General features: G+C 74.9%; 5 protein-coding genes and 1 pseudogene. 5 read left to right on the top strand and 1 reads right to left on the bottom strand.

Features of this window, described 5'->3' with window-relative positions; genetic code table 11:
* From B0E53_RS24790 to B0E53_RS24810, 5 genes are all read left to right on the top strand, one after another.
* Nucleotides 1-2,506 (top strand): SDR family NAD(P)-dependent oxidoreductase (locus tag B0E53_RS24790; protein WP_146167753.1); only part of this gene is annotated, 2,506 nt, incomplete at its 5' end.
* A gap of 26 nt (nt 2,507-2,532) precedes the next feature.
* Nucleotides 2,533-3,486 carry a TauD/TfdA family dioxygenase gene (locus tag B0E53_RS24795; RefSeq protein ID WP_107078252.1) on the top strand — a complete coding sequence of 318 codons (954 nt, stop codon included), beginning with the start codon at nt 2,533-2,535 and terminating at the stop codon, nt 3,484-3,486.
* Between the two features lies 1 nt (nt 3,487).
* Nucleotides 3,488-3,676, top strand: coding sequence for an MbtH family NRPS accessory protein (locus tag B0E53_RS24800; RefSeq protein WP_107078253.1), 189 nt, complete (start codon nt 3,488-3,490; stop codon nt 3,674-3,676).
* Nucleotides 3,673-6,792: a non-ribosomal peptide synthetase gene (locus B0E53_RS24805; RefSeq protein ID WP_107078254.1), complete on the top strand. Its 3,120-nt coding sequence runs from the start codon at nt 3,673-3,675 to the stop codon at nt 6,790-6,792. The genes B0E53_RS24800 and B0E53_RS24805 overlap by 4 nt, the downstream gene beginning before the upstream one ends.
* Nucleotides 6,792-12,338 (top strand): non-ribosomal peptide synthetase/MFS transporter, encoded by a 5,547-nt coding sequence (locus tag B0E53_RS24810; protein ID WP_107078255.1) that lies wholly within the window; start codon nt 6,792-6,794, stop codon nt 12,336-12,338. Before B0E53_RS24805 ends, B0E53_RS24810 begins: the two co-directional genes overlap by 1 nt.
* A gap of 40 nt (nt 12,339-12,378) precedes the next feature.
* Here the strand turns inward: B0E53_RS24810 and B0E53_RS24815 are convergent.
* Nucleotides 12,379-12,952, bottom strand: a pseudogene (locus B0E53_RS24815) (hypothetical protein); the annotation flags it as partial.

Consider the following 12,952-nt stretch of genomic DNA (forward strand, 5'->3'; position numbering starts at 1 on the left):
CGTCGCCGCGCTGCGCGCCGCCGGCGACGACCCGGTCGAGGTACGCGCCGGCGACGCCTTCGCCGCCACCGGCGCCGGCTTCCGGCTGCGTCCCGGGGTCCGCGAGGACCACGAGGCGCTGGTCGCCGCGCTCGGCGCCGACCTGCCCCGCCGGATCGTGCACGCGTACCGCCTCGACCTGGTCACCGCCGGCACCGGCGACGTCCGCGGCGACGACCTGGTCCGGCCGGAGCACGCCACCCTGGCCGGCCTGGCCCGGGTGCTCCCGGTCGAGCTGCCCGGGCTCACCGTCCGGCTGGTCGACGCCGACACCGCCGCGCGCGGGGTCGCCGCGCTCGTGGCCGAGCTGCGCGCCCCGGTCGACCCGGAGCACCCGGAGGTGGCGCTGCGCCGCGACCGGCGCTGGGTGGCCGGCTACGAGCAGGTCACCGTGGACGCCGAGGGCGAGCCGGGTGTGCTGCGCGAGGCGGGCCGCTACCTGATCACCGGCGGGCTGGGCGGCATCGGCGTCACCCTGGCCGAGGACTTCGCCCGCCGGGCCCGCGCCAAGCTGGTGCTGCTGGCCCGCTCCGGCCTGCCGGAGCGGGACGGCTGGGACGAGCACCTGGCGGTGCACGGCGGCGCGGACCGGGCCGGTCGGGCCATCGCGGCGATCCGCCGGATGGAGGCGGCCGGGGCCGAGGTGCTGGTGCTCGCCGCCGACGTCACCGACCCGGACGACCTGCGTCGGGTCCGCGAGGCGGCGATCTCCCGGTTCGGCGGGCTGGACGGCATCGTGCACGCGGCCGGCCTGCCCGGCGGCGGCATGGCCGAGATCAAGGAGCGGGCCGAGGCGGAGCGGGTGCTGGCCCCGAAGCTGGCCGGCACCCTCGCCCTGGCCCAGGTCTTCGGCGACCTGCCACTGGACTTCGTGGCGCTCTGCTCCTCGATCACCGCGGTGATCGGCGGCTTCGGCCAGGTCGACTACTGCGCGGCGAACAGCTTCCTGGACGCCTGGGCGCGCTCCGGTGTTGGCTTCCGCGCCCCCGTGGTGTCGCAGAACTGGGGCGGCTGGGCCGAGGTCGGCATGGCCGTGGAGACGAACGCGCCGGCCGCCTTCCGGGCCGCCGGGCGGGACACCGTCACCAGCCCGGTGGACCACCCGGTGCTCACCACCCGGGTGGCCGGCCCGGAGGGCACCGTGCTGCACGGCCTGGTCTCCGCCGCCACCCACTGGCTGCTCGACGAGCACCGGATCGGCGGGGTGCCGGTGGTGCCGGGCACCGCCCACCTGGAGTCGGTGCGGGCCGCGGTGACCGCCGCGCTGCCCGCGCCGGGGCCGGACGCCGCCGTGGAACTGCGCGACGTGGTCTTCCTGGAGCCGTTCTCGGTGCCGGACGGCACGGTCGCCCAGTACCGGGTCGAGCTGACCCCGGCCGAGGACGGGGTGGACTTCACCGTGGCCAGCCTGGCCGCCGGCCAGCTCCGCACCCACGTTCGCGGCGCCGCCGGCTGGACCACCGAGCCCGCCCCGCCGGCCGGCACGCCCGCCGTCGCCGGGCGGCGGGTCGACGACGACGCCTCGTTCGGCCGCGGCCGCACCAGCATGCTCACCTTCGGGCCGCGCTGGGCCGCGCTGGCCGAGCACCACCTGGCCGAGGGGGAGGAGCTGGCCCGGGTCGAGGCGCCCGCCGCCGCGCTGGGCGACCTGCCCTCCTGGGGGCTGCACCCGGCGCTGCTGGACGTGGCCACCGCGTTCGGACGCGGCCAGGGCTCCGGCACCTACCTGCCGCTGTCGTACGGCCGGATCGTGGTGCGGGGGTCGTTGCCGGCGGCCTTCCACAGCCACCTGCGGCACCGGCCCAGCGCCACCGAGGAGGTCGTGGCGGCCGACCTGTCGCTGCGCGACACCGAGGGCCGGGAACTGGTCGCGATCAGCGACTTCGTGCTGCGCAAGGTGGACCAGGGCGCGGTCACCGGCGGCCTGGCCGACACCCCGGCCGTCGCCGAAGCCGCGCCGGCGCCGGTCACTGAGGACATCCGGCCGGTCGACGGCGCGGAGGCGTTCCGCCGCAGCCTCACCGCCGGCCTGGGCGCGCAGGTGGTGATCACCACCCGCACCGTCGCCGACATCCGGCGGCGTTCGGCCCGGGTGACCACGGACAGCCTGGAGGCGGAGACCGACACCCCGGTCGCCGCGGCGACCGGCGCCGGCGGTGGCTCGGCCGCCCCCGCCACCGAGCTGGAGAAGACCATCGCCCAGGTGTGGCGGGACGGCCTCGGCGTGACCGAGGTCGGCGTGGACGACGACTTCTTCGCCCTCGGCGGCAACTCGCTGGTCGCGGTGCAGCTGATCGCCGCGATGCGCAAGGCCACCGGGGTGCGGCTGCCCATGCGCAGCCTCTTCGAGACCCCCACGGTCGCCGGGCTGGCCGCCCGGATCGAGGAGCTGCGCGCCGACCAGCCCGCCGACGAACCGGCCGCGCCGGCGGCGATCCCGGCCATCCCGCGGCTGCCCCGCGCCTGACCACGAAGAACAGGAGACACCGAATCATGAGCGACACGATCGCCACGCTTCCGGTGGTCGTCGAGAACGACGGCCGGGCGCTGACCGACCTCATCGGGGCCCGGCGCGCCGAGCTGCGCACCACCCTCGTCGAGCACGGCGGGCTGCTGTTCCGCGGCTTCGACGTCGGCGGGGTGGACGGCTTCGACGGGGTGGTCCGCGCCCTGTCCGGCGAACCGCTGACCTACACCGAGCGTTCCTCGCCCCGGCACTCCATCAAGGGCCGGGTGTACACCTCGACCGACTACCCGCCGGACGAGGAGATCTTCCTGCACAACGAGAACTCGTACCAGGCGCGCTGGCCGCTGACCCTGTTCTTCTACTGCATCACCGCGCCCGAGACCCAGGGCGCCACCCCGCTCGCCGACGTCCGCCGGGTGTACGAGCTGATCGACCCTGCGGTGCGCGAAGAGTTCGTCCGGCGGCGCTGGATGCTGGTGCGCAACTTCCACGGCGACTTCGGCACCCGCTGGCAGGAGGTGTTCAACACCGAGAACCGCGCCGAGGTCGAGGCGTACGCGGCGGCCAACGGGATCACCGTGGAGTGGGTCGGCAAGGACGGCCTGCGCACCCGGGCGGTGCGGGACGTGGTGCACCACCGGCCCGGCTCGGACACCCCGCGCTGGTTCAACCACGCCACCTTCTTCCACGTGAGCACCCTGCCGGCGGACTACCAGGAAGGGCTGCTGGCCATGTTCGGCGCCGACGGGCTGCCGTCGAACACCTACTACGGCGACGGCGGCGAGATCCCCGCCGACGTCATGGACCACCTGCGCGCCGCCTACCGGGCGGCCACGGTCCGCTTCGACTACCAGCGTGACGACGTGCTGGTGGTGGACAACATGACCGCCGCGCACGGCCGGGAGCCGTTCACCGGCCCCCGCAAGATCGCCGTGGCGATGGCCGAGCCGCACACCCCCGACACCCCTGGAGCGAACTGAGATGGCCGAACCCCGATTCCTGGTCGTCCGCAACGACGAGGAGCAGTACTCGATCTGGTCGGCCGACCGGGACCTCCCCGCGGGCTGGCACGACACCGGCTTCGCCGGCACCCGCGAGGAGTGCCTGGCCCACATCGACACGGTCTGGACCGACATGCGCCCCCGCTCCGTCCGCGAGGCCCACTCATGAGTCAGGAGTGGACCTTCCCGGCCTCCTTCGCCCAGGAGCGGGTGTGGATGGCCAACCAGCTCGACGCCGGCTCGCCGGTGTTCAACGTCTCCATCCCGTGGCGCTTCCCGGCCGGCGTCGACGCCGACGTGGCCGGCGACGTGGTCAACCGGGTGGTGGCCCGGCACGAGGCGCTCCGGACCCACCTGCGGGAAGACGACGGCACGCTGGTGCAGGTGGTTCGGGCGCACGAGCCGGCCCCGCTGCCCACCACCGACCTGCGCCACCTGCCCGAGTCCGAGCGGCTGCCCGCGTTCGAGGCGATCCGGGCCGAGCTGGCCCGTACCCCGATCCCGCTGGACACGCCGCCGCTGTGGCGGGCCCGGCTGGTCCGCCTCGACGAGGCCTGGGCACTGGTCTTCGTGGTGCACCACGCCGTCTTCGACAGCCACTCGGCGGTGCTGTTCCACGCCGAACTCGCCGCGTTCTGCGCGGCCGCGCAGGCCGGCGCCGAGCCCGCCGTGCCCGAGCTGCCCATCCAGTACGCCGACTTCGCGGTCTGGCAGCGCGACCAGCTCGCCGGGGCGGAACTGGACCGGCAGCTCGCCTTCTGGACCGGCCACCTGGCCGGCGCGCCGCCGGTGACCAACCTGCCGCTGGACCGGCCCCGCCCCGCGCAGCTGGGCTTCGCCGGCGACGAGGTGCGCTTCGACCTGCCCGACGGGCTGCTGGACCGGGTCGGCCGGCTGGCCGCCGGTTCGGCGGCCACGCCGTACATGGTGCTGCTGGCCGGCTTCGCGGCGCTGCTGTCCCGGATCTCCGGCGACACCGACGTGGTGGTCGGGGTCTCCACCGCGGGCCGCGACACCCCCGAGCTGGCCCCGCTCATCGGCATGTTCGTCAACCCGGTGGCGCTGCGCTGCGACGTCTCCGGCGACCCGTCCTTCACCACGCTGCTCGGCCGGGTCCGGAACGGCCTGGTCGACGCCATGGAACACGGGCAGACCCCGTTCCAGAAGATCGTCGAGGCGGTCGACCCGCAGCGCGACCCGTCGGTGCAGCCGATCTTCCAGACCGCGCTGAACTACATCCCGGACTCCGGCCTCGACCCGGTCGAGCTGGGCACCACCAAGGACGACCTGGCCTTCGACATCACGGCCGGGGAGTGCCGCTTGGTCTACCGGACCGCGCTGTTCGACCGGGCCACCGCCGAGACGGTGGTGCGGCGGTACGTCGGGCTGCTCACCGCCGCCGTGGCCGACCCGGAGCGCACCGTCGCCGCGTTGCCGCTGCTCACCGACGCCGAGCGGGACCTGGTGCTGGGCGCCTGGAACGACACCGCGCGCGAGGTGCCGCCGGCCACCGTGGTCGACGAGGTGCAGCGGCGGGCCGCGGCCACCCCGGACGCCACCGCGCTGGTCTGTGACGGCGTGCCGCTGACGTACGCCGAGCTGAACACCGCCGCGAACCGGTTGGCCCGGCTGCTGGTGTCCCGCGGCGCCGGCCCGGAGACCCGGGTCGCGCTCGCCCTGCCCCGCTCCTGCGAGCTGGTGGTGGCGATGCTCGCCGTGCTGAAGTCCGGCGCCGCGTACGTGCCGGTGGACACCGGCTACCCGGCCGGGCGGATCGCCTACCTGCTGGAGGACGCCGCGCCTGCCCTGGTGGTGGCCACCCCGGACACCGCCGCCCTGGTGCCCGCCGGGGCGCTGGTGCTCGACGGGGAACTCGGCGCGGACCAGCCGGACGGCGACCTGACCGACGCCGACCGGCGGAGCCCGCTGCGCCCCGAGCACCCGGCGTACGTGCTCTACACCTCCGGCTCCACGGGCCGGCCCAAGGGCGTGGTGGTGGAGCACCGGGCGGTGACCGCCTACCTGGCCTGGGCCCGGGACACCTACCCGGGGCTGGCCGGCACCGCGCTGCTGCACTCGCCGGTCTCGTTCGACCTCACCGTCACCGGTCTGCTCGGCACGCTCACCGCCGGCGGCACGGTCCGGCTCGCCGCTATCGACTCACCCGCCGCCCGGGCCGGTGGCCGGCCGGCCTTCCTCAAGGTCACCCCGAGCCACCTGCCGCTGCTCGACGGCGAGCTGTCGCCCACCGTCGACCTGGTGATCGGCGGCGAGGCGCTCACCGGCGAGCAGCTCGCCGGCTGGCGGGCCGCCCACCCCGACGTGGCGGTCGTCAACGAGTACGGCCCGACCGAGGCCACCGTGGGCTGCGTGGCGGCCCGGATCGCCCCGGGCGAACCGGTCCCGCCGGGGCCGGTGCCGATCGGCACGCCCACCTGGAACACCCGGGCGCTGCTGCTCGACGCCGCCCTCCAGCCGGTGCCGCCGGGCGTCGTCGGCGAGCTGTACGTCACCGGCGCGCAGCTCGCCCGCGGCTACCACCGCCGTCCCGGCCTCACCGCCGAGCGCTTCCTGCCCTGCCCGTACGGCCCGCCCGGCGCGCGGATGTACGCCACCGGCGACCTGGCCCGCTGGCGGCCCGACGGCACCCTGGACTACCTGGGCCGCCGGGACGACCAGGTCAAGGTGCGCGGCATGCGGATCGAGCTGGGCGAGGTCGAGGCCGCCCTGCTGGCCCACCCGGACGTCCGGGCGGCCGCCGCGGCGGTGCGCACCGACGGCGGCGAGCCGACCCTGGTCGGCTACCTGGTCGGCCCCGCCCACGAGGACTCGGTGCGCGCCGAACTGGCCCGGGAACTGCCCGCGCACCTGGTGCCGGCGGCCCTGGTCCGGCTCGACGCGCTGCCGTTGACGCCGAACGGCAAGCTGGACCGGGCCGCGCTGCCCGCGCCGGCCGCCGCCGCCCCGGCCGAGGACGCCTACGTCGCGCCGCGCACCGAGGCCGAGTCCCTGGTCGCCGAGGTGTACGCCGAGATTCTCCAGGTGGAGAAGGTCGGCGCCCTGGACGACTTCTTCACCCTCGGCGGCAACTCGCTGCGCGGCATGCGGGCCATGGCCCGGATCCGCGCCGAGGTGGACGTCGACCTGCCCATGCGGGCGCTGTTCAGCAGCCCCGTGGTGGCGGACCTGGCCGCCCAGATCGAGCAGCGGATCGCCGCGGAACTCGACGGGCTCTCCGACAGCGAGGTCGCCGCGCTGCTCGCGGCGGAAGAGGAAAGCAGCTGATGACCGACCTGAAGGATCCGGCCCGCGAGGCGGCCCGGCAGGCGCTGATCGCCAAGCGACTGCGCGCCCGCCAGGCCGCCCCCGCGGCGCGGATCACCCCCCGGCCTGCCGGCGCCGAGGTGCCGCTGTCGTACGCCCAGGAGCGGGTCTGGTTCATGGACCAGCTCGCCCCGGGCGAGGCGGCGTACCACATCGCGGTGCCGCTGCGGGTGCGCGGCCCGCTCGACGTCGAGGCGCTGCGCGCGGCCCTGGCCGCGCTCGCCGCCCGGCACGAGTCGCAGCGCACCCGCTTCCCGGCCGACTCCGACGGCCGCCCCACCGTGGTGGTGGAGGAGTCGGTGGACGTCCCGCTGACCGTCGTGGAGGCTCCCGACGAGGCCGCCGCCCAGGCCCTCGTGGACGCGGCCGCCGCCGAACCGTTCGACCTGGCGCACGGGCCGCTGCTGCGGGCCCTGCTGATCCGGCTGGCTAACGACGACAATCCGGCCTCCGCGCCGCAGGACGGCACTCCGGACCCGACGAGCGTCGCCGACGACCACGTGCTCTTCCTCGGCCAGCACCACATCGTCGGCGACGGCTGGTCGGTGGACGTGCTGCTGCGCGACCTGATCACCCTCTACCGGGGCGGCGAGCCGCCCGCCCTGCCGATCCAGTACGGCGACTTCGCCGTCTGGGAGGCCGAGGAGCTGGACGGCCCGCAGGCCCGGGCCCACGTCGACTACTGGAAGCAGCGGCTCGCCGGGATCACCCCGCTGGAGCTGCCGCTGGACCGGCCCCGCCCGGCCACCCAGACCTACCGGGGCGACTTCGTCGAGTTCCAGCTCGACCCGGCGGCGACCGAGGCGCTCAACGCGCTCACCCGGGCCACCGGCGGCACGCTGTTCATGACCCTGCTCGCCGCGTACCAGGTGCTGCTGGCCCGGCACGCAGGCCAGGACGACTTCGCGGTCGGCGCCTCGGTGGCCGGCCGGTCCGCGCCGGAGCTGGAGAACGTCGTCGGCATGTTCATCAACATGCTGCCGCTCCGCGCCGAGCTGGCCGGCGACCCCACCTTCGCCGAGCTGCTGGAGCGCACCCGGCGCAGCGTGCTGGACGGTTTCGAGCACGCCGAGGTGCCGTTCGCCAAGGTGGTGCACGAGCTGGGCCTGCCCCGCGACGTCAGCCGCTCCCCGGTGTTCCAGACCATGTTCGTGTTGCAGAACTACGAGATGGGCCGGTTCCGCGGGGTGTCCCGCAGCGACGAGGTCACGTTCGAGTGGACCCCGATGGAGCTGCGGGCCACCCGGTTCGACTTCGAGCTGCACGCGGTGGAGACCGTCGACGGGCTCTGGGGCAAGCTGGTCTTCAACACCGACCTGTTCAGCCGGGACACCGTCGAGCGGATGGCCCGGCGGTGGACGACCCTGCTGGCCGCGATCGTCGCCGCGCCGGACACCCCGGTCTCCCGGCTGGAGCTGCTCCCCGCCGACGAGCGGGCGCTGCTGGGCGGGTGGAACGACACGGCCGCGGACTTCCCGCGCGATGCGACCCTGCACGGCCCGATCGAGGAGCGCGCCGCCGCCACCCCCGACGCGGTCGCCGTCACCATCGAGGGGCGCAGCCTCACGTACGCCGAGCTGAACGTCGCGGCCAACCGGATCGCGCACCGGCTGCGCGCCGCCGGCGTCGGTCCGGAGACCCTGGTCGGGGTCTGCGCGGAACGCTCCGTCGAGCTGGTCGCCGGCCTGCTCGGCGTGCTCAAGGCCGGCGGCGCCTACCTGCCGCTGGACCCGGAGTACCCGGCGGACCGGCTCGCGTTCATGGTCACCGACGCGGACGCGCCGGTGGTGCTGGTCCAGGAGCACCTGCGTGACGTGCTGCCGGCCACCGCCGCCACCGTGCTCGCCCTCGACGACGCCACGGTCTGGGCCGACCAGCCGACCACCGACCCGGCGCCCACCGCCGGCCCGGAACATCTGGCGTACGTCATCTACACCTCCGGCTCGACCGGCCGGCCCAAGGGCGTGCCGAACACCCACCGGGGCATCGTCAACCGGCTCGACTGGATGCAGAAGACGTACGGCCTCGGCGCCGACGACGCGGTGCTCCAGAAGACCCCGGCCAGCTTCGACGTCTCGGTCTGGGAGTTCTTCTGGCCGCTGCGCACCGGCGCCCGGCTGGTGCTCGCGAAGCCCGGCGGCCACAAGGACGCCGGTTACCTGCGCGACCTGCTGGTCGCCGAGCGGATCACCACCGCCCACTTCGTGCCGTCCATGCTCACCGTCTTCCTCGCCGAGGAGGGCATCGAGGCGGCCACCGCGCTGCGCCGGGTGATCTGCTCCGGCGAGGAGCTGCCGCTGGCCTCCGCGGTCGACTTCACGGCCCGGCTGCCCTGGTGCGGCCTGCACAACCTGTACGGCCCGACCGAGGCGGCCATCGACGTCACGGCCTGGCACTGCGACCCGGCCCGGCTGGCGGAGGTGACCGCCGTGCCGATCGGTGCGCCCATCGCCAACCTGCGGCTGCACGTGCTCGACCCGGCCGGCGCCGAATGCCCCGTCGGGGTGGCCGGGGAGCTGCACATCGGCGGCGTCGGGCTGGCCCGCGGGTACCACCGCCGGCCGGCGCTGACCGCCGAGAAGTTCGTGCCCGACCCCTGGTCGGGCGAGCCGGGCGCCCGGCTCTACCGCACCGGCGACCTGGCCCGCTGGGTCGTCGCGCCGGACGGGACCGGGGTCATCGAGTTCCTCGGCCGGATCGACCACCAGGTCAAGCTCCGCGGCCTGCGCATCGAACTGGGCGAGATCGAGAGTGCGCTGCGCGAGCAGCCCGGGGTCACCGAGACCGCGGTGATCGTCCGCGAGGACAGCCCCGGCGACAAGCGGCTCACCGCGTACCTGGTCGGGCCGGCCGAGCACGCGGCGCTGAAGGCGGCGCTCAAGGAGACCCTGCCGGAATACATGGTGCCGGCCGCGTTCGTCACCGTCGACGCGCTGCCGCTGACCCCGAACGGCAAGCTCGACCGCAAGGCGCTGCCCGCGCCCGTGGTCACCCGCGAGGCGTCGGTGGCGCTGGTCGAGCCGCGCGACGACACCGAGCGGGCCCTCGCCGCCATCTGGTCGGAGGTGCTCGGCGTCGACACGCTCGGCATCGACGACGACTTCTTCGACCTCGGCGGGCACTCCATGCTCGCCACCCAGGTGGTCGCCAAGATCCGCAAGGCGGAGCTGGGCGGCCGTGCGGTCGGCGTCATGGACCTGTTCCAGCAGCGCACCATCCGCGAGCTGGCCGCGTTCATCTCCGGCGACGCCGCCGAGGCCGGTCCGCGCCGGCTGCTCTACGAGCTGACCAAGCCGATCCCCGCCGCCCAGCGCGTGCTCAGCTACGTCTGCGTCCCGTACGGCGGCGGCAGCGCCATCGTCTACCAGCCCCTCGCCGACGCGCTGCCGGCCGGGCACGCGTTGTGGTCCCTCGCCATTCCGGGCCACGACGTCGGCCTCAGCGAGGACGCGCTGCCCTTCGACGAGCTGACCACCCGGGTGGCCGACGAGATCCTGGAGCGGGTCGAGGGCCCGCTGGCCCTCTACGGCCACTGCGGCGTGGGCAGCGCCATCGTCGCCGAGGTGGCCCGCAAGGTGGAGGCGGCCGGGCGGGACCTCGACGCGGTCTACATCGGCGCGATGTTCCCGTTCGCCCGCCCCAAGGGCTTCTTCGCGGCCGCCCGCAACCGCCTCGAACAGCTGCGCAGCAACAAGCACTACGCCAGCTGGCTCAAGTCGATGGGCGTGGACACCGACGAGCTGGACCCGGAGCAGGCCGACCGGATCATCAGCAACATGCGGGCCGACTCCCGTGCCTCCGAGGAGTACTTCACCCGGCTGCTCGACCGGCAGGCGACGAAGCTGCGCGCCCCGATCATCTCGGTGGTCGGCTCCGAGGACCCGGTCACCGACTACTACCGCGAGCGGTACGCCGAGTGGCAGTTCCTCAGCGACACCCTCGGGCTGGTCGTCCTCGACCAGGCCGGGCACTTCTTCCTCAAGTACCGCGCCGAGGAACTGGCCGAGATCGTCACCCGGGTGCACCCGGCGGTGGTCGCCGGGGACGTCGCGGACCTCGGCCCGCAGGCCCGGGGCGAGGACGCCGGCTGGGCGGTGCTGGACCGGTTCCGGGTCGGCGCCGAGGAGCGGCCGGCCGCCGCGACGGTCAAGCCGAGCATGGCCCGCTTCCTGGCGATCACCGTGGGGCAGCTCGTCTCCAGCACCGGGTCGGCGCTGACCGCGTTCGCCCTGCCGATCTGGCTGTTCAACCGGACCGGGTCGGTGGCCGACCTCGGCCTGCTCTGGGCGCTGGCGCTGATCTGCGGCGTGCTGATGCTCCCGGTTGCCGGCGCCATCGTGGACCGGGTCAGCCGGCGCCGGATCATGATGCTGGCCAGCTCCGTCGCCGGCTCCATCCAGCTGGTCCTGGCCACCCTGCTGTGGACCGACAACCTGGTGCTCTGGCACATCTACCTGCTGGTGGCGCTCAGCTCGGTCGCCGGGTCGTTCCAGCGGATCGCGTTCCAGTCGGCGGTGCCGCAGCTGGTGCCGAAGCGCTACCTCGGCCACGCCATGGGCATCACCCAGCTCTCCACCGGTGTGGCCACCCTGCTCATGCCGGTCTTCGCGGCCGGCCTGCTCGCCGCGATCGAGCTGAAGGGCATCCTGCTCATCGACGTGGCCAGCTACGTCGTGGCGGTGCTCACCCTGGCCGTGGTCCGCTTCCCCGACCTGCTCGGCTGGCGGCCCCGGGAACGGCTGCTGGTGGCCATCGCCAACGGCCTGCGCTACTCCTGGCAGCACCGCGGCTTCCGGCTGATGCTCGGCTACTTCGCGCTGGGCAACATCTTCCTCGCCCCCGCGCTGGTGCTCGCCACCCCGCTGGTGCTCTCCTTCGGCAGCCCGACCCAGGTGGCCCAGGTGGCGCTGGCCGAGGCGGTCGGCGCGGTGGCCGGCGGCGTGCTCATGTCGCTCTGGGGCGGCCCGCGCAAGCGACGGATGATCGGCGTGCTGATCGGCAACCTGGGCACCGCCGTCGGTTGCGTGCTGATCGGCCTGGACGCCTCGCTGGCGATGATCTGCGTCGGCTTCTGCTGGCTGGCCATGGCGATGACCACCGCGCAGTCGATCTACGCGACCATCGTCCAGGTCAAGGTGCCGCAGCGCTTCCACGGCCGCGTGTTCAGCCTGAACCAGACCATCGCCTGGTCGACCCTGCCCATCGGGTTCGCGCTGCTCGCGCCGGGCGCCACCGCCCTGTTCGAGCCGATGCTCGCCCCGGGCGGGGCGCTGGCCGGGTCGGTCGGCGCGGTGATCGGCACCGGACCGGGCCGCGGCATCGGTTTCGCGTACGTCTGCTTCGGGGTGGTCCTCGTCCTGATCACCCTCGGCGGCTTCGCGATCCGCCTGCTGCGCCGCTTCGACCTGGAGGTCGAGGACTCCCTGCCCGACGACCTGATCGGCGCGCAGGAGCGGGAACGGCGGCTCGCCGCCCGGGCCGCCGAGCGGGAGAAGGTCGCCGTCTAGGCGGGTGGGGGCCTCCGGCCGCGACCGGAGGCCCCCACGCTCACCACTGCTCCGGGGGGTCCGCCACCTCCTCTTCGGACAGCTCCGCCGGCTCGGCCACCCACGCCGAGTAGACCGGCAGCCCGTGCCACGGCCCGCCCGCCTCGTCGGTGGCCACCGCCACCACCGCGTACGGGTGCCCGAACCGCAGCTCGGCGAGCCGGGCGATCCCCTCCGGCGGCAGCCCGGCCGCGACCCCGAACGCGGTCACCGCGGCGGCCTCGAAGCCGTACCGCCCGAAGCGGGCCACCGCGGACTGCACCGCCTCGAACGGCGGCTCCGCCAGCCCGAGCAGCGCGCCCAGCGCCCGCGCCGCCCCGTCGAAGCCGAACCCGGCCGGGGTCAGGTCGTGCCGGCTCTCCGCCGACCAGCAGGGCAGCGCGGCCGAGGCGTACTCCACCCGGCCGTCGGCCGCGAACGTCCGCGTCGGCTCCTCCCGCAGCGTCCACAGCGGCGTCTCGCCCAGCGGCAGGTCGAACAGTGACCGCCGGCCCGGCTCGACCCCGTGCGGGGCGGTGGCGGCCGTCGCGGCCACCTCCTGGGCGGCGGCCAGCACGTCGGCCGCCGGCACGTCC

The sequence above is a fragment of the Micromonospora sp. MH33 genome, assembly GCF_003013775.1.
GTDB lineage: Bacteria > Actinomycetota > Actinomycetes > Mycobacteriales > Micromonosporaceae > Micromonospora > Micromonospora fulviviridis.

Excerpts from the sequence above, each read along its gene's own strand:
- B0E53_RS24810 (WP_107078255.1), top strand. The coding sequence starts at position 6,792 with ATGACCGACCTGAAGGATCCGGCCCGCGAGGCGGCCCGGCAGGCGCTG.
- B0E53_RS24805 (WP_107078254.1), top strand. The coding sequence starts at position 3,673 with ATGAGTCAGGAGTGGACCTTCCCGGCCTCCTTCGCCCAGGAGCGGGTG.
- B0E53_RS24800 (WP_107078253.1), top strand. The coding sequence starts at position 3,488 with ATGGCCGAACCCCGATTCCTGGTCGTCCGCAACGACGAGGAGCAGTAC.
- B0E53_RS24795 (WP_107078252.1), top strand. The coding sequence starts at position 2,533 with ATGAGCGACACGATCGCCACGCTTCCGGTGGTCGTCGAGAACGACGGC.